Here is a 19,203-nt window from a genome sequence, read left to right as displayed (position 1 = left end):
CGTACTTTTAAATCCAAATAAAATCATCCTAACCAACCTACTATTGCGTTTACACATGAAAAAAATATTACTTTCTTTTTTGTTCTCTCTTTTATTTTTAAATTTTACTAAGGCACAATCCTCAAAAAACACTTTATACAAAGGAACAATTGATGGAAAAATAAATGTCACTTTTTATATAAAAGCGGAAGAAAATCCCTGTACAGCCGACCTCATGTACACTTCAATCTATCGTTATGACAAATCAGGAGGTTGGATTCAGCTGAATATTACGCAAAACACAAAAAACGAAAATCAGTTCGCGCTTGTAGAGCATGGATTCTCAGGCATGATGATTTTAACGAAAGAAGGTACCAATTTTAGTGGCTTATGGATAAGCCCTGACACTAAAAAACAATTAAAAGTGGTACTAAAAGAAGCCAGTATGTCTAAAAAAGACATTGAATCGTACGAAAAAAAACTGGAGAAAGTTAATTACGAAAACAATGATTGCTAAAAGATAAGCTTTCTTTTCTTATTGGGAAAAGTCACGAAAAATGCAATTAAAAAACATTTCGGATAAAAAAATTGATATAAATAGCAAAAATTAGCACTGTAAATCCGTAATTTTACATTCTAATCTACAACGTTTTCGAAATGAATGCAAGTATTGAAACAAACCCGTTACTAGAGCGATTGCCTAAACATTTAAAGCAATTTATTAAACCTCAGGATTATGGTGATTATACACCAATTAATCAAGCTGTTTGGCGCTATGTAATGCGTAAAAATGTAGATTATCTTTCAAAAGTTGCGCATCATTCTTATCTAGATGGTTTGAAAAAAACCGGAATCGAAATTGACTCTATTCCAAGTATGTACGGAATGAATCGAATTCTGACTGAAATTGGTTGGGCAGCTGTTGCGGTGGATGGATTTATTCCACCAAACGCTTTTATGGAATTTCAGGCTTATAACGTTTTGGTTATTGCTTCAGATATTCGTCAACTGGAACATATCGAATATACTCCGGCACCGGATATTATTCATGAAGGTGCAGGACACGCCCCTATTATTGCTAATCCTGAATATGCGGAGTACTTAAGACGTTTTGGAGAAATTGGCTGTAAAGCTATTTCATCTCATAAAGATTACCAGATGTATGAAGCGATTCGACTACTTTCTATTTTGAAAGAAGCGGAAGATACGCCTCAGGAAAAAATAGACGAAGCGGAGAAAGCAGTTGCCGATTTACAAAACAATATGGGCGAATTGTCTGAAATGGCACAAATTCGAAACCTGCATTGGTGGACAGTAGAGTATGGTTTAATCGGAACCGTTGAAAATCCGAAAATATATGGCGCGGGCTTACTATCCTCTATTGGGGAGAGCGCTTGGTGCATGACGGATAATGTAAAGAAAATCCCTTATAACATCTCTGCAGCCAATCAAAACTTTGATATTACACAATTACAACCTCAACTTTTTGTAACACCAAATTTTTCCTATTTGAGTTTGGTTTTAGAAGAATTTGCCAATAAAATGGCTTTGAGAACAGGAGGTCTTTCCGGTATACAAAAACTAATTCATTCCAATGCTTTAGGAACAATTGAGTTGAGTACCGGTTTACAGATTTCAGGTGTTTTTACCAATGTTCTGGAAGATGAAGGAAAACCTATCTACATTCAGACTACTGGAAAAACAGCTTTATCCTACCGTGAAAAAGAATTAGTTGGTCACGGAACGCTAACGCATCCTCATGGATTTGGAAGTCCGATTGGAAAACTAAAAGGCTTCAATTTAGCAATCGAAGACATGAGCCCTAAAGATTTACAGGCTTACTCTATCGTAGAAAATGAAACTGTAAGATTAGAATTTGAAGGTGATATTATTGTAGAAGGTGAAATCATTACCGGTTCGAGAAATTTACACGGCGAAATCATTTTAATTAGTTTCAGAAATTGTACTGTAACTCATGGCGAAACCATTTTGTTTCAGCCTGAATGGGGAAATTATGATATGGCAATTGGTAAAAAAGTGGTTTCGGCTTTTTCCGGTCCGGCTGATGTGAATAGTTTTGATCTGATCGATACCGTACCCAAAACAACTACTATAAAAGCACAACATACTGCCGAACGTGACGATCTGGAAATCCTTTATCAAACCGTTCGCCTGACCAGAGAAAATAAAAGTGCTACAACTGAGTTAATCACTGTATTTCATAAACTGAAAGAATCTCATCCTAATGATTGGTTATTGGCTGTGGAAATCGTCGAGCTTTTGGAGCGTTCAAATGAGAAACAACTTTTACAGGAAGTTCTGGTTCATCTGGATCAATTAAAAGAAAAACGCCCTGAAGTGGCACATTTGATTTCTGGAGGCTTAGATCTGATTTTTGATAAAGAAGCGGTTTAGTTTAGAAGTTATTCTAAGTTGCTAAGGTTCTGAGATACTAAGGTGCTAAGTTTTTAAAACAATTATATTAAATCCGACAGGTTTTAAAAACCTGTCGGATTTTGTGCTTTTATAATATTTAGAGCGAAGGGAGAAATCCAACCTTTGTCAAGCTTCTTACGAAGATTTCTCCTTCCGCCCGAAATGACAATATTGAAAAAACCTCAGAACCTTAACGTCTTAGCCCCTTAGTACCTCTAAAAAAAATCAAAGCTTCAAGTCTTCGCTAAACTCTTTTTCAGACTGGATTGTTTTTCCGTTGTATTGCAGTTTCCAACCCATGGAGTTGGTAAGGATTAAAATCTTTGATAATTCGCTGATCAATCGGTTTTGAGCGTTTGTTTTTAAGGTAGATTTCTCTATTTTTTTGGCCAGATTTGCTTTTACCGATTTGTTGATTTTGTTGTAATCGTCACCCGTAAATGGATTCAGTTTACTTTGTTCAACATCATAAAACTGTATATCAGGGTTGATGGTGATTTCTTCTTTTGGAATATTTAAAATGGTAATCGTTTTGTTTTTTTCATCGATATCATATTTCACTTTGTGCAAATCATAGGCTACAGTAACATTTGCGTTTACCACTACAAGTGCTTTTTTCTCAAAAGAAACCATGTCCATTAAATACTTCTGCTGGTTTTTATAAGTAATAACTTCCGAAAAATGACCTTCGGTAACTACCAGTTTACCAACATTTAAAATTTGCTGCTGAATAAGATTGGTATTATAATCAATCGTTGAATCGTCGTCTTTTTTGAATTCACAATATTTGAAAGCCAGCACTATGACAAGTACAGCTACACCTAAAACTATTATTCTCTTTACTAAATTTTGCATTCTATCCATTTATTAAACCAAATTACTCCTTTTTTTCAAAAATGCCCCCAATTTGGGTAAGGTTTTTTTCTTCAGATTCATTGATGTGCTACTTCTTAAAGCTAATTTCTCAAAAGCGAATCGTCTTTTATTTTGGATTTTAATGCTCTTTTAGGACTTATGCTCTGTATACGATTTCAATCTTCATCCAAAAATTTCACACTTACCATCTGTAGATCAAATATTTGTAATCTTTAACTTATATCTGGATTTTTGTTCCTGCCAAAATCTAAAACACGGGCACTTTTAGCCAATCAAGTGTTACTTGAAACAACCAGTTATATCATTAATAATCCGATTATTAAATCTGAATTATTTATCTCAATTGTCCAAAATACCTTTGCATTAAGTTAAGATGAAGATAGAAGATGACGCCCATCAATTCAGCTTTGAAGGCACTACCTATTTCATTATTGAGTTAAAAGAAATTTTTAGTGCTTTCTTCTGAATTGTCATCCTTCTAAACTTAACTACATCCAAATTCCAAAAACACAATTTAACGGACTTACTATGAAATTTTTAAAATTACTAAATGTACTTTTCTATTTACTGCCTTTAGCTGCAGTTGCCCAAAAGGAAATTTCTGCCGTTGCAACAGATGCTTCCTGTACTGGTGATGGTAGAGCTGATGGTACAATTACGATCACAGTTAAAAATGTTTCTGAACCTATAGTCTATGCTGTTGCAAAATCTCCTTATGATCCGGCAAATATTATTGCGTCTTCAACTTCTCTAATTACGCACTTAGAGGCGGGAGATTATTTCTATGGGTATTACGAAAACAATACTTTTATAAAAGCTGCAACTACCATAAAGGTAGGCAGTACCTATTCGTCTATTTCTCCAACTATTGGACTTTTTACCGCAAAAAATTATACTTACTGTGCATCAGATCCTAATCCTCTGGGGGATATTGCTATTAACGTCGAAAAAGGAAACCCTCCCTATACTGTTAACTTGCTAAATGCTTCAGATGGTACCGTTGTAAGAAGTGTACAAACAGCAACCGGTATCGTCAAACTTAATGGTATGCCAAGTGGTCAATATAAAGTTTCGGCTATAGATCATTGCGGTACTTTAATTTCACCTGTAACCGTATTGAATCTTCCGCCAAATGAAGTTCTTAAGAATTTTAACCTTGATAAAGGAACCATTAATGCTGTTGATTTAATTTATAATACTCCAAATGATGTCTGTTCCGGTATTAGCAGTGCTACCCTTCCAAACGGATTATTAGCGGTAAGTACTGGCGGCGCTTATTTTAATACTCTTCCTGCTCTTTATGGGGTTCCGAATTTTATTTACAAATTAGAGATTCAGAACGGATCAGGTTGGGATGTTTATGACAATCTGACTCTTACTGATGTAAAGAAGAAATATGCAATGCCTTCAGATCGTTCCAAATGGGGTATTGTCCGTTTGAGCGCAACCTATTGCAACATAACAAAAACTGTTGAACTGGATTATGGAGCATCAGCTATAGGGATTGTGAGACCGTTTACTGATTTTGAATTCAGTATCGAAGATGACCCTTTGAATACCAATTGCAATGACACGGGACAAGTTCTGCTAAAAAACGTACCTAAAGATCAGGGTGGCTGTCTGCCTTATACCGTAGAAGTAACAGACAACAGTACAGGTATCAAAAACACTTATACTATTACAGGCATAAACAATTTAGAAATTTGTAAACTAAATATTGGTAAAAGCTACACTATAAAAGTAACAGATAATACAGGAATCGAAATAACAACTTACTCTTTTACGAACAATACCTCAAACACTTTTTCTAAAAAACCTGTTATTACTGATCCTAAAAATGTTTTTATTGATCCCAATTATTTTGCTCCCGATAAAGACATCAAAGGCAAAATACAATTTTTCACAGGACCAAGTGCTACGTTTTTTGGTAAATGTGCACTGGCGGTATATCCTCCTATGGCCACTCCCGGTTATGTAGGCTTGCAAGGTAAAGTTACCGTAAGCCTTGTAAACGGTCCGTCACCATTGGCAGTAACCTACAAAGAACCTATTTTCGGATTAGGAAATGAATTACTTCCAGGAACTTATACCATAAGAATAAAAGATTCGGCTTGTTTTGATGAAGAATTTCAAGTGGTTTTAGACAGTTATTTTACAAAAATTGAAATCACCAACGTTAGTTTTAATCCGGACGCCTCAAGATGTGATCGTTATAACAAAAATGTAACTATAAAAGTATCAGCTGTCGGTACAGGCGCAATAAACAGTACATTGGCCAGTTTTTATGGAAATAACCAAATTTTCCCCGGGATTGTCAGTGGACCTGCAGGCATGGGAACTTTTAATGCCATTTTAGGTTCTAATTCTTTAAAAGAGGGAATCAGTAATTTTTCATTTTTTCAGGATATAGCAGGAAAATATGAAATAGGGATAGCCAGAAAATTTATAGGCGGAAGACCTCTCTTGCAAAGCGAATTAATTGAAAACACTCAAACTGCTTTTGTAGATGTTCAACCTAATTTCCCTGCGTTTGATTTATCTAAATCCGGCGGAATTGTCTGTTCAGGAAATACAACAGGGGATCTTCATACCAAAGTAAACAATGTTTCAGAAAGTATTACTTACTTTATAAAAAAAGAAACAGATTCCGATTTCCCAACAACAGGACAATCAAGTCCTGTATTTAAAGGACTGACAGCGGGAAATTATATTGTAAAAGCAAAAACAGTCTGCTATGAAGTTTTACAGCCTCTGATTTTAAGAAGTTCATTTTCACAATTAATAAATGGTGGAGACAGAGCTGTTTGTATAGGAGGAAACATCAAACTATCTGTAGTACAGATTGGCCCCGTAAATTCTATAAAATGGACATTACCTGATGGAACGGAAGTTATTTCCCCGGAATTAAATATCAATAATGTAACAGCAGCGCAAATTGGAACCTACAAAGTAGAAATTAATTCTTTAGGTGGGTGTTATTTCACCGAATCTATCAATATTAAACTTGGAGGCCTGCCAACTCCAACAGGAAATTCTACTCAACAATTTTGTGCTACCGCTAAAGCCACTGTAGCAGACTTAATTACTGTAGAAACCGGTATTATCTGGTACGATGCCTTAACAGGAGGAAATATAATTCCGTCCTCAACACTATTAATTGATGGTAAAACTTATTACGCAGCGACAAAGACAGGTACATGTGAGAGTACAAATCGTTTAGCTGTAACCGTTAGCATCAGTGATCCTAAAACACCAACGGGTGCTGCTACACAACAATTCTGTGCAGCAACAAACGCTACAGTAGCAGACTTAGCAGCTTCCGGAACCGGTATTATCTGGTACGATGCCTTAACAGGAGGAAATATAATTCCGTCCTCAACACTATTAATTGATGGTAAAACTTATTACGCAGCGACAAAGACAGGTACATGTGAGAGTACAAATCGTTTAGCTGCAACCGTTAGCATCAGTGATCCTAAAACACCAACGGGTGCTGCTACACAACAATTCTGTGCAGCAACAAACGCTACGGTAGCAGACTTAGCAGCTTCCGGAACCGGTATTATCTGGTACGATGCCTTAACAGGAGGAAATATAATTCCCCCCTCAACACTATTAATTGATGGTAAAACTTATTACGCAGCGACAAAGACAAGTACATGTGAGAGTACAAATCGTTTAGCTGTAACCGTTAGTATCAGTGATCCTAAAACACCAACGGGTGCTGCTACACAACAATTCTGTGCAGCAACAAACGCTACGGTAGCAGACTTAGCAGCTTCCGGAACCGGTATTATCTGATACGATGCCTTAACAGGAGGAAATATAATTGCATCCACAACACTATTAATTGATGGTAAAACTTATTACGCAGCAGCAAAGACAGGTACATGTGAGAGTACAAATCGTTTAGCTGTAACCGTTAGCATCAGTGATCCTAAAACACCAACGGGTGCTGCTACACAACAATTCTGTGCAGCTAGCAAGGCTACGTTAGCAGACTTAGCAGCTTCCGGAACCGGTATTATCTGGTACGATGCCTTAACAGGAGGAAATATAATTGCATCCACAACACTATTAATTAATGGTAAAACTTATTACGCAGCAGCAAAGACAAGTACATGTGAGAGTACAAATCGTTTAGCTGTAACCGTTAGCATCAGTGATCCAGTAACACCAACTGGGGCTGCTACGCAACAATTCTGTGCAGCAACAAACGCTACGGTAGCAGACTTAGCAGCTTCCGGAACCGGTATTATCTGGTACGATGCCTTAACAGGAGGAAATATAATTCCGCCCTCAACACTATTAATTGATGGTAAAACTTATTACGCAGCAGCAAAGACAGGTACATGTGAGAGTACAAATCGTTTAGCCGTTACTGTAATTGTTAAAAATGATCTTCCTGATAAAGATCCTGACTGGCTTACCTCGGTCTGTATTTCAGAAAAAGTAACCTACACTACCGTGGCCGGAATGTCCTCTTACAATTGGCTCGTTTCAAATGAAGGCACTATCGTAAATGGAGGTCAACATTCAGATGATTTTGTAACGGTTTTGTGGAATCATGCCGGAAAAGGGGCTGTAGAGGTCAATTATATTGATGAAGCTAGATGCAATCCTCTTGTAAGTATTAATTTTTCTATAGAGGTGGAGTCCTGTTTAAAGCCTAGTGAAGATGCAGATATTGAGTTAAGAAAAACAGTAAATAATCCAATGGCTAACATCGGTCAGCAGGTCGTGTTTACCATATCTGCTGAAAATCTGGGAGGAAATAATTTCAACAATGTTCAAATTAGAGATATACTTCCGTCAGGATATATGTATACCTCATCCAAAACTTCTTCAGGAGATTATAGTATCACAACCGGAATCTGGAATTTATCTGAATTGTTAGCCCATGAAACAGAAACATTGACCATAACAGCAAAAGTAAAAGCAACAGGGGATTACCTGAACATTGCTTTTCTGGAAAATTCAACTCCTGAAGATCATAATCCACTTAATAATAGAGCGCAGGCGGGCATTACAAATCCGGAGGTAATTGTTTTCAATATGGTTTCACCAAATGGAGACGGCAAAAATGATTACTTCGAAATTAGAGGTCTGGAACGGTATCCAAATAATTCGGTAACCATATATAATCCCTGGGGAGTCATCGTGTTTGAAACTACTAATTATGGTGCAAACAATAATCTTTTTCGTGGAATTTCTGAAGGAAGAGCGACCGTAAACCAAAAAGCAGGATTACCTTCAGGAACCTACTTTTATGTGCTTTCCTATGGAAACGGTGCGCTGATGACAGAAAAAAGTGGATACCTACATCTTACTTTGAGATAAAACAAAAAAAAATCATAGTCCTTTCCCAAAGAAATTTCATTAAAAAATAAATATACAAATGAAAAAGAGTTTAAATTTTTTAAGGTTCTTATTGCTTTTCAATGTAATAAATATAGCGGCTCAGCAAAATGCCCAATACACGCAGTATATGTACAATACCATAAATATTAATCCTGCTTATGCCGGATCAAGAGGTACGATAAGTATTTTTGGATTGTATCGCGCACAGTGGGTAGGCCTTGAAGGAGCTCCAAAAACAAGCGCTTTTTCAATTAATGCCCCTATAAACGACAGTAATTTAGGTATCGGTGTTTCTCTTGTAAATGACAAAATTGGTGCTTCTGATAAAAACTCTTTATCGACTGACTTTTCCTACACGGTTCAGACTTCCGATAATTTTAAACTTTCATTCGGACTTAAAGGAACAGTTAGTCTTTTTAATCTGGACACTAGCAGGCTCAATCCCTCAGATTTGAACGATCCTCATTTACAAAATTTAAATAATGTCATATCTCCAAATATAGGAGCCGGAGTCTATTGGCATTCTGACAAAGCTTACATCGGTTTATCGGCACCGGATTTTATAGTGACCAATTATTATGACAATAATGAAGTAGCCATATTCAAAAATAAAATTAATTACTACTTAATGGGAGGATATGTATTCAATTTGAGTACATACAATAATATAAAATTCAAACCCGCAATCCTTACAAAAATAACACAAGGTGCGCCGTTGCAGGTGGATGCCTCCGCCAATTTTATGTTCAACAATAAATTTATGGTTGGAATCGCCTACCGATGGGATGCTGCTTTCAGTACCATGGCCGGTTTTCAGCTTACAGACGGTATGTACATTGGTTACGGTTATGATCTTGAATCTTCAAAACTAAACAATTACAGTAATGGTTCGCATGAAGTATTCCTGCGTTTTGAGTTTATCCGAAAACAAAGCAGAATGACAACCCCTCGTTTCTTTTAAAATTATTTACTATGAAGAATTATATACCATTTTATCTATTAATACTTAGTTTTTTTTCATTTCACACTTATTCTCAAAAGAATAAAATAGCTACGGCAGACAAACAATATACCAACTATGCTTATATTAATGCGATTGAAACCTATGAAAGAGTAGCTTCAAAAGGCTACAAATCTGCAGATATGTTCAAAAAACTGGGCAACGCTTTTTACTTTAATGCTGAATTTGATAAAGCCGCAAAATGGTATGATGAGTTATTTGCCATGACTAACGATGTCGAGCCCGAATATTATTACCGATATGCGCAATCATTAAAATCGACAAATCGCACAGAGAAAGCCAATCAAATGCTTGATTTATTCTCTCAGCATTCAAAAAATGATACAAGAGCTAAACTGTACAAAAAAAATGAAAACTATCTGGATTTGATTAAAGCCAATTCCGGACGCTATACGATTGAAGATTCAGGGATAAACAGTAAATATTCGGATTACGGAACAACCTTTTTCCAAAATAAAATTGTTTTCACCACCGCAAGAGATACAGGAGGACTGGGACAACAAAGACATAAATGGACAGGTGAAAGTTTCACCAACCTTTATGAAGCTGCCCTGGATGAAAATTTCAATCCAAGCGCACCTAAAAAAATAAAATCAAAAATCAATAGTAAGTTTCACGAATCTACTCCCACTTTTACAAAAGACGGAACAACTGTTTATTTTACCCGCAATAATTATATTGATGGTAAAAAAGGAAAAAACAAACAAAAAACCACCTTTATAAAAATATACAAAGCCACTCTTAATCAAAAGAAGGAGTGGGATAATATCATAGAATTACCGTTTAATAGTAATGATTACAGTACGGCACATCCCACTCTCAGCCCGGATGAAAAGACTTTATATTTTGCTTCAGATATGCCCGGAACGATAGGACAATCTGATATTTACAAGGTCAAAATCCTGAGTAATGGAGGATACAGCTCCCCTCAAAATTTAGGCCCCGAAATCAACACCGAAGGAAAAGAAACATTTCCTTTCGTAACCGATGAAAATGAAATTTATTTTGCTTCAGACGGACATCCGGGACTTGGTGGTCTTGATGTTTTTGTTGGAAAAATAAACGACGCCGGAGTTAGTAATATTCAAAATTTAGGAGCAGATATCAATTCTCCTAATGATGATTTTGCTTATATAATTGACATCAAATCCCGAAAAGGCTTTTTTTCATCGAACAGAAAAGGCGGACAAGGATCAGATGATATTTATAAATTTTTAGAGACAAAAAAAATAAATACTGACTACCAATTATATGGAGTTGTGACTGATCTGGACAGTAATGAAATTTTACCAAATGCCAAAATCACCTTGTATGATCAGGACATGAATGTAAAAGATTCCACCTTCTCCGATGAGAAAGGAAATTATAGTTTCATTTTAGATTCTGAAACTCCCTATTATATCAGGGCCGAAAAAGAAAATTATACCACCTGGGAACAAAAAATACTGGTATCAAAAGACCGTTCAAAAGCTTATTTACCAATTCCACTTGAAAAATCCAGCTACCAGGTAACCATTGGAGATAATTTAGGCAAAGTTTTCGGTATCAAAATGATATACTTTGATTTAGACAAATCCAATATTGGTAAAGAAGCTGCTTTAGACCTGGAAAAAATCCTGGATGTACTGAACTTATATCCAAAAATGAAATTAGATATTCGTTCTCATACAGACAGTCGTCAGACGCAGAAATACAATCAGCTATTGTCTGATAGAAGAGCTAAATCTACTATAGACTGGCTTATTAAACATGGTGTTGATAAAAACAGATTAACCGGCAAAGGTTATGGTGAAACACAGCTTGTAAACCATTGCTCTGATAATGAAAATTGCACGGAAGAAGAGCATCAAATGAACAGAAGAAGCGAATTTATTATTTCCGGATTGTAAAAACAACTCTCCTAAACCGCCGGAATAGAAAGCTTACTTTAAACTTCTATTCCTGCGGTTTATTTATTCTGTCTTTTTTAAAAACATAAAATCAGAACGGATATCCAATGGCGATATTTAAAATCAAGTTCTCTTTTCTCCATGGACCACTTCCGAAATTAATATCATCGATTACCCATCTCTGACCTTGCGGTAAATAGGGTTTTCTCAACGGAAATGCCAAATCGGTTCTTAAAACTAAAAAAGACAAATCAAAACGCAAACCGGCTCCGGCTCCTACGGCAATATCTTTCATAAAATCTTTGGTAATTTCTCCACCAGACTTATTGGGATCGGCATTTAAAAGCCAAACGTTTCCGGCATCTACAAATAGTGCTCCGCGAACAATACTAAAAAGTTTGGCCCTGTATTCGGTACTAAACTCCAGTTTCAAATCGCCTGACTGATCCGGAAGAAAATTATTAGTCGTTTGTGCATTGAGATAACTTCCCGGCCCGAGTGATCTGGCTCTGAAAGCCCGAATGCTATTGGTTCCTCCTACCACAAATTGTTTAGCCGTTGGCAAAGCCCTTGAATTTCCGTACGGAAGTCCTATTCCTAAAATAATCCTGCTGGCCAATTCACTTTCTTTACCCAGTTTTAAATAATGTCTGAGATCACCTCTCATTTTTACATATTGGCTAAAAGGAACATCAAAAATATTTTCTGATTCCCATCTTTAACATTTGCTCCTGTTACCAGACCTGTAACGTTTCCTGCCAAATCTAAATCACCACTAAAGTAAAACGTATTTTTTCTACGCTTCTGCATCGTATTGGTGTAGGTATACGTATAAGTTGGTCCAAAAATCAATTGTTTTTCAATTATCTTTTCTAATGACGGGTCTTCTTGAATATCTGCTAAATATTCAGCCGTCACGTGATTGGGACTCACATAGGTCACATCAATTACATTCAGTTGATGTTCTTTTCGAATATTCTCTTTCCACTGGTATCCAAAAGACGTTTTAAAAGAGTTTAAGGCATACAATTGTGTTCTGTTTTGATATTCATACCTTACTGTCGCTTTGGTTCGCGGTACATATTCGCTGGAACCTTCAATATGAAAAAACGGAACGATAAATCTTGGCCAGGTCAAACTGGTTTCTGTTCCCAGCTTATAAATGTTTTTCCCGTTATTGGCTCCAGAAAGCTGAAAATCGGCACCACCAAAAATGGAAACCGTAAATAATTCTGCCCCTCGAAATAAGTTTCTGTTGTTCCAATTGATATTAATCTCACTACCGGTATAACTCGCCGAGTTCGTTTTTCCCAAAACTTCTACACGAATAAATTTCTTCGGCAAAAGCGTCAGATAATAATACGAATCCAGCGCATTGGGTAAACTATCCGAAGGCTTAAATTCATTTTTCACAAAACTAAACGTTCCCAAATTTACAAAACGATTTAGGGTCAGATTGTGGTCTTTACGGTTGTAGAAATCTCCCTTTTTGAAGTGAATGGCGCGATCAAAAACTCTTGGCTTAAAACTGTCAGCTGTATCAATAATGGTGAAGTCTTTATATTGAATAATATCTTTCGGCTGATATTTTACACTGTCTTTTGAAATGGTAAAATTCGGGTAGACTACAATTTTATTGATCTTATAGGCTGTAAGCGCTTTTGGAGGTGTATCCGCTTTAATTACCAATCTAATTTTTACTTCATGATCGCCTTTGCTGCTGTCTACCTGTGCCAAAAGATAATCGGGGTTAAAATAATAATACCCTTTCTCCTTCAATCTGGCGTCTATACGTTCGCGCTCTGCTTTAATAACATCCAAATCATACGGCTGCCCCACTTTCAAGAGACTTCTTCGGCTTGACCTTCCAATTATTCTGGACATGGCCAATGAATCGTCAGGAAAAATTACGCTTTTAATAATGTATTGCTTTTTGGGTACCACTGTATATTCTGCTGTAGCTCTTTTATGGCTAACCGTTGAATCGGCACTTACACGGGTTTTAAAATACCCTCTGTTTTCCGTAAAATTGCGAAGGACGGATGCATTATACTCTAAATCAACTTTACTAAAAAGCACGGGAGGTTCTCCCACTTTAGTACGCAGCCAATATCGGATTCCTTTTTGTTTTTTAGGTTCTCCGGCGATATTATAAAACCATAACTTAGGACGTAATCCCAGGAATTGTTTGTTGGGTTTAGGGCGCAGTAAATCATTCAGTTCATTTTCCAGTGCTTTTCGTTCTTTCTTTTTAAGAATTGAATCTTTTACGGTTACCGAACCTCCTGTGTATAATAAATCTCCCTCCGGCAAATATTTTGTGTTACTGCATCCAAAAACAAAAAATAAGGACAGCACAACAAAATATCTGACATATTTCATTCTTATATTGTTATGTTTTTTGCTCATTCCCTTCTATTTGATTTTCCTTTTTTTGCTTCTCCTCTTGCTCTTTCAGTTTCTTTTTTTCGTTGCGTAATTTTTCTTCTCTAATCATTTCTTTTTCGGCTGCACTTCGATGAAAAAGTTCACGGAATTTATTGTAACTCATCGTGATGATAAAAGCAACACCGGTTTCAACTACCTGACCTTCGACCGCCACCTGATATTCATTTTTTCGGTAAGCCCGAACCATATAACGGCCGTCTTTGGTTAATTGATAATCCAATGCCACATCTCCCGCAATATTGGCACTTTGCTCATTGGCACGTTCCTGACCTTCAACGGCAAAACTACTCCCTACAGTAACTTTTAGTCGATCGTTTAACAACTTTTTGGAAACCCCGACGTTCAGATCGGTTCTGTTTTCTCTGCTACCGGATGTATAATCGTCTGTTGACTCGAGATCAAACTCTAACTGAACTCCGGTGATTAATTCTCCTGCAAGATCATTTAATTGCTGTGACAAAATTTTACTCACACTTTGGCGTGCGAGAGATTCTGCGCTGGTTCCCCCGCTTTCGCTCGAAAATGGGTTTTCACCAATAAACCGGTTCAATAGTAAAAGAGCAAAAACCTGTTTGTTCAATTCCGCCGGTTCTTGTCTTAACTGCTGGAGTTTTGCTTTGGTAAGTGATACCACATTTGCAGAAACATCATTATTGCCCTCCGGAAGTACAATATCAAAAGTGATTTCCGGTTTTAAAAGCTCCCCGTTCATTTTCAACAAGGTCTGAAACGGAATTTTCTGCTTATAGGTGTTTCGCTCAGTAGGGTTATCCGTTGGCAATTGATTGCCCAATAAGTCTATTGGTGCGGTGTTTACTTTATAAATCGCCGTAATATTCAGATTGGCCATGGTAGGTTCACCGTTCCAAATGATATAACTCCCTTTCTGAATATCAAATTTTCGTCGGATCATGTTGAAATTCATTTCATACGCCCCGCCTGAGAATTCATATTTACCGGTTAAAGTTGTTTTTCCTGACGGATCGATTCCACCGGTAAGTTCGGCTTCTCCTTTTAAGTTCAAATAATCACCGTTTCCTTTATCGATGACCAATGTAAGTTCTGCCTCTTTATCGATGGCAATAGCCACACTCACATCCATACCAACTAACCGAGACTGATTGAGTTTTTGCTCCATTGCAACAGTCTGCTTCAGATATTGATTGTCTTCGTCTACAAATTCAACTATCCCTTCCCGATCGGCTATGGAAGGATCTGATTGCGGCATCACAACTGTAAACTTAGTGTCTTTATTTATTTTAATAGTTCCACCAACTACAGGATTTTCGAGTGTTCCTTTGATATTCAGCTTGCTGTCTAACACCAAATCTCCATAAAACAAATCATTGTCTTTTTCCTGCGAATGTATCGCTCTGAAATTATCTGCCACTACAGTTAAGCCAAAGTCAAATTTGGTATAATCTGTTACTTTAATGGTTCCGTTTACAATCAGTTCATTGTCGTTTTCATCCTGAAAAGTAAACGTATCAAAAGTGATAATATCATCCTGAAGTGTTATTTTTTCATCAGCTGTTTTGTAGTAGGAATTAAATTTTGTTACTCTGAAACCTGTCTCTTTAAATTCCAGTGCTCCGTTTACTTTTGGCGCAGCGGCATTTCCGGTAATTTTGAAATTCCCTGCTAAAAATCCAGTTCCCTCAGTCAGATTGCCCATGCTGAATCCTTGAATACTTTTGATATTTAATTTGTTTAGATCCAGATTAAAATCCAGATTTTCATCGTCGATTTTATAATTTCCGGTCAGGTTTACGTCGTTTCCTTCTCCGCTAAGAGTAACATTGGCTGCCAGCAAATTATTGGTTTTATTGTCTACTTTTATTGTAATATCTCCAACAGGTTCTCCTTTGAAAGCAAATTGATCTACTTTTATATCCGAGGTAAAAGTAGGTTTGGTCATTACATTTTCTACCAGCGCATGTCCATTAATCAGACCCTGCATTAACAATTGGTCTTTTTTGACGATGTTCATAATCGTCTCTATTTTGAAATTTACAAAATCGATCTGTAAAGGCGCACTATCCTGATCTCCCAGGGATTGAACTCTTAATTCATTACCCGAATTTTCTAAATTAAATTTATTAACATACAATCTCTTGTCTCCAAACTCCACCACATTTTCCGGATCGATATTCCATTTATCATAATTCATAATAAAATTTTGAGCATCAATTCTGAAACTGCTTTTTGAACCATCGTGTTTTAAGTCTCCCGCAATAAAATACTGTTGTTTCTCTTTAGCATCTTTTACTTCAAGTGCATAATCCAAAACATTATTTTCAATTTTTCCGGATAAGCTTGTAAATGGAATTTTTAAAGAACCGCTCTCAATTGTTCCAAAAGAAGCATTGTATTCTAACCCATTTTCTTTGGCTTCGATATTGATTCTCCCGTCGGCAATGGTGTTAGCAGCATATACAACTCTCGGAATACTTCCTTTTATTTCCAAAGAATCTGACACGTTATTGTACTTTCCTGATAAAGTAACCGGTTCCAACCCCGTTAATTCAGGAAGCAGTTTCAGTAACACGGGATCATTATCAATCTTCACCGTAAAAACCAATCGTTGCTCATCCATTTCTCCTTTTACTTTTGGACTTTTTAAATCGATGTACTTTGACAGGGATTTTTTTAATGCTGCCGTTAAAGTCGTCAGTTTGTACTTCCCATCAACCTCCGCATTTAAAAACTGAGAAGAAACTTTGATATTGTTTCGATTTTGATCGGCAAAGGCAATTAGTCTGATCGAATCGAGAACGATAGGTTCCGCTGTCTGCGCAATCTGGATGTTGGAAAGAAATACTTTTCCGTTCAAAAAATCAGGATTACTGTTGGCAATATCTGCATCAACATTTCCACGCAGTTTCATTGGACCGGCATGCAGATTTAATTTTTCCAAATCGGCAATATCCAGGTTTAATTTTAACTGAATGGAAGGGTATTTCTCTTCGGTATTTCCACTGGCCGTTAAACCGAAATGCAGGTTCGGGTCTTTCATTCCGGAGTTTATGACAAAAGATCCTTTCTCGATATTGCCTTTTAAAGCCAGATCTTTATAAGTATATTGATTAAAAACGGCCTTCTGAACCAATCCGTCAAATTCTGCCTGTGCTGTTTTTGGATCTAATCCCTTGCCTTTTACTTTTGCTTTAAGCGTAATTCTTCCTATTGAATCGTTTTTAATCAATTTTCCTAAATCAAAATCCAGCAAATAAACAGTCGCATCGTACTTTTCTTTTTTCTTCACTCGCTGATCGAACAAAGCATCTACTTTTGCATTTCCGAAACTACTACTGAAAGCCAGCTTGGTTTTAAAATTAGCAACAGAACCTTTAAACTTACCTTGTAAATTCAGCTGTGAAGGCAATTGAATATTCTTTGGAACAGTTCCCGCAGGTACAAACGAATAAATGTCTTTTGACGTGCTCGAAAGTTTTCTGATATCTAAATCGTAATCCGCTTTTTGTGCATCAGGCATCCCTTTTATCTTTCCTGAAACAGCAACTTTTGTAGCTCCGATTCCGCTCATTTCGAACTGTGCAATATTCAGATCTTTTATCCTCCCACTCAAACGTGCATTGACATTCAAAACGGCATTTGGATTACTCTTAAACGGATTGGATTTCTGTAAATCGGGAGCAAAAAGCAGGATATCTTTAAAGCCGATTTTGGACTGATTTAAATTGGCCTCTAAAGTAAGATTACCCAAATCTTTGGAAACAGAAGCGATAGAAGGATAACCCACTTTTATACTATTCTGAAAAAGTGTTTGGGGTGTTTTTAAATACAAATTGTTCAGGTAAGCGCTCTTTGGTCCATAAAAGAAATTGGTTTTTAAAGCCTGAAGCTGCAAGCCGCTTTTATCGTTTAAGGTCAGCGTTTTTATATTTCCTGAAATTGTATCGTTCCCATAATACAATTTTTCTGCTTTAAAATTAACTTTACTTAGATCCATATGACTGTAATCAACTCCTTTCGAAATTGGTTTTGACTGCATATCATCAAATTTGAACGCTATATTTTGGATGTCTATAACATTCAACTTTACTTTCCATCCTGCCTGTTTTATGGCAGTAGTATCTAAATCAGGAGTTTGAAGCTGTTTGTCTTTTGCGCCCAAACGTAGATTTCCTTTTAAATTTTTAAGTTCGAAAGCTTCGAAATCCAATAATTGACGGTTCAAATCAATTTTGTTTACAGCTACATTCAACTGATCCAGTTGTATTCCGGAATCCAATTTGGAATCTTTGTTGTCGTAAACAATATCAATTTTTGCTAATCTAATGTTTCCTAACTTCAAATTGAAATCTGCTCTTTTCGAGACGGTATCTATCGTTTGCACTGATGTTTCAGCGATCTTTTCGACCACATCCTGATTCAAAACCACCCTTAATCCGCTTAGATTAATATCCGGAATGTTGAAATTCATTTTATCTAAATCGAATTCCCTGAATTTGGTATCAAAATGCGTGAGTTTTACACGAGTGTCATTTTTAGAAAAATCGTCTTTAAAATCAAACCTGACGTTATCCAGATTTATTTTTACAACCGAAATTTTAAACGGTTTGCTGTTCGGATCTTCAACCTTTGGTTCTTTAGACTCAAATGCTTTAATGATATAATCAAAATTAAAAGCTCCTTTTTTGTTCCTTGAAATACGGACTGCAGTATTTTGCAGTGAAACCGAATTAATCTCCAATTCACTGTTGATCAATTTAAATAAATCAACATCCAACTCCAAACGTTTTCCGCTTAAGAGAGTATCCTTTTTTTGATCTTCAAAGTAAAATCCTTCCAAAACAATGTCTTTCGGAAATTTTATCGAAATATGATCTAACGAAACTTTGGTTTTTATCTTTTTATGCAGATACGTAATGGCCTTATCTTTTACGAAATTCTGGACGGAAGGAACCTGAATTAAGACAATAAGAAGCAGTAAAAGTGTAATTACAGAAGCCATGCACCAAAGCAGTACACGAAGTGTTTTTTTTAGAAAATGAATGGTTTTCTTATTCATACGTCAATAAAACACATTTAGATTAAAGTTTGATTTGGACAAATCTGCAAAAACAAATTTGTAAAATTTAAACTCAAACAATTTACATAATTACCTGTAATTATTCTAAAATTTAGCAACAAATAATTATTTTCCTACGTTTGGTATTGTAGTTACCG

At 36.3% G+C, this 19,203-nt stretch carries 8 protein-coding genes and 2 pseudogenes; 7 read left to right on the top strand and 3 right to left on the bottom strand.

The genetic code is table 11. From position 1 onward, the window contains the following. Positions 1-55: 55 nt before the first annotated feature. Positions 56-496 carry a hypothetical protein gene (locus M4I44_RS09845; RefSeq protein ID WP_017496684.1) on the top strand — a complete coding sequence of 147 codons (441 nt, stop codon included), beginning with the start codon at positions 56-58 and terminating at the stop codon, positions 494-496. Positions 497-636: 140 nt separating this feature from the next. Continuing rightward, on the top strand, positions 637-2,394 hold the full coding sequence (locus tag M4I44_RS09840) for an aromatic amino acid hydroxylase (protein WP_249967180.1): 1,758 nt from the start codon (positions 637-639) through the stop codon (positions 2,392-2,394). A gap of 246 nt (positions 2,395-2,640) precedes the next feature. Here M4I44_RS09840 and M4I44_RS09835 read toward each other — a convergent pair whose 3' ends face one another. Further along, complete coding sequence (locus tag M4I44_RS09835; RefSeq protein ID WP_089077124.1) at positions 2,641-3,270, bottom strand: DUF4230 domain-containing protein; 630 nt, start codon at positions 3,268-3,270, stop codon at positions 2,641-2,643. A gap of 549 nt (positions 3,271-3,819) precedes the next feature. Here M4I44_RS09835 and M4I44_RS09830 point away from each other — a divergent pair. The 5 genes and pseudogenes from M4I44_RS09830 (at position 3,820) to M4I44_RS09810 (ending at position 11,562) form a co-directional block, all read left to right on the top strand. Further along, the gene (locus M4I44_RS09830) at positions 3,820-7,092 is read left to right on the top strand and encodes a hypothetical protein (RefSeq protein WP_249967179.1); all 3,273 of its coding nucleotides are present in this window, start codon (positions 3,820-3,822) and stop codon (positions 7,090-7,092) included. A 24-nt stretch (positions 7,093-7,116) separates the two neighbouring features. After that, positions 7,117-7,674, top strand: a pseudogene (locus tag M4I44_RS22615) (hypothetical protein); the annotation flags it as partial. Between the two features lie 93 nt (positions 7,675-7,767). Next, a complete protein-coding gene (locus M4I44_RS09820; protein WP_249967177.1) occupies positions 7,768-8,631 on the top strand; it encodes a gliding motility-associated C-terminal domain-containing protein in 864 nt (287 codons plus the stop codon). 58 nt (positions 8,632-8,689) lie between these two features. Then, positions 8,690-9,613: a type IX secretion system membrane protein PorP/SprF gene (locus M4I44_RS09815; protein ID WP_017498640.1), complete on the top strand. Its 924-nt coding sequence runs from the start codon at positions 8,690-8,692 to the stop codon at positions 9,611-9,613. Positions 9,614-9,624: 11 nt separating this feature from the next. Further along, positions 9,625-11,562, top strand: coding sequence for an OmpA family protein (locus tag M4I44_RS09810; RefSeq protein ID WP_249967176.1), 1,938 nt, complete (start codon positions 9,625-9,627; stop codon positions 11,560-11,562). A 91-nt stretch (positions 11,563-11,653) separates the two neighbouring features. Here M4I44_RS09810 and M4I44_RS09805 read toward each other — a convergent pair. Continuing rightward, positions 11,654-13,971 (bottom strand): annotated as a pseudogene (locus M4I44_RS09805) (BamA/TamA family outer membrane protein). Beyond that, positions 13,955-19,045: a translocation/assembly module TamB gene (locus M4I44_RS09800; RefSeq protein WP_249967175.1), complete on the bottom strand. Its 5,091-nt coding sequence runs from the start codon at positions 19,043-19,045 to the stop codon at positions 13,955-13,957. Before M4I44_RS09800 ends, M4I44_RS09805 begins: the two are co-directional and overlap by 17 nt. Positions 19,046-19,203 lie beyond the last annotated feature (158 nt).

This window comes from Flavobacterium sp. B183 (genome assembly GCF_023539155.1).
Classification (GTDB): Bacteria; Bacteroidota; Bacteroidia; order Flavobacteriales; family Flavobacteriaceae; genus Flavobacterium; species Flavobacterium tructae.
Note: the sequence above shows the minus strand (reverse complement) of the source record. Positions and strands in the feature narration are given on the sequence as shown.

Bases quoted from the DNA above. Each gene is read 5' to 3' on its own strand.
- M4I44_RS09830 (WP_249967179.1), top strand. From the start codon at position 3,820: ATGAAATTTTTAAAATTACTAAATGTACTTTTCTATTTACTGCCTTTA.
- M4I44_RS09810 (WP_249967176.1), top strand. From the start codon at position 9,625: ATGAAGAATTATATACCATTTTATCTATTAATACTTAGTTTTTTTTCA.
- M4I44_RS09800 (WP_249967175.1), bottom strand. From the start codon at position 19,045: ATGAATAAGAAAACCATTCATTTTCTAAAAAAAACACTTCGTGTACTG.
- M4I44_RS09835 (WP_089077124.1), bottom strand. From the start codon at position 3,270: ATGCAAAATTTAGTAAAGAGAATAATAGTTTTAGGTGTAGCTGTACTT.
- M4I44_RS09815 (WP_017498640.1), top strand. From the start codon at position 8,690: ATGAAAAAGAGTTTAAATTTTTTAAGGTTCTTATTGCTTTTCAATGTA.
- M4I44_RS09840 (WP_249967180.1), top strand. From the start codon at position 637: ATGAATGCAAGTATTGAAACAAACCCGTTACTAGAGCGATTGCCTAAA.
- M4I44_RS09820 (WP_249967177.1), top strand. From the start codon at position 7,768: ATGTCCTCTTACAATTGGCTCGTTTCAAATGAAGGCACTATCGTAAAT.
- M4I44_RS09845 (WP_017496684.1), top strand. From the start codon at position 56: ATGAAAAAAATATTACTTTCTTTTTTGTTCTCTCTTTTATTTTTAAAT.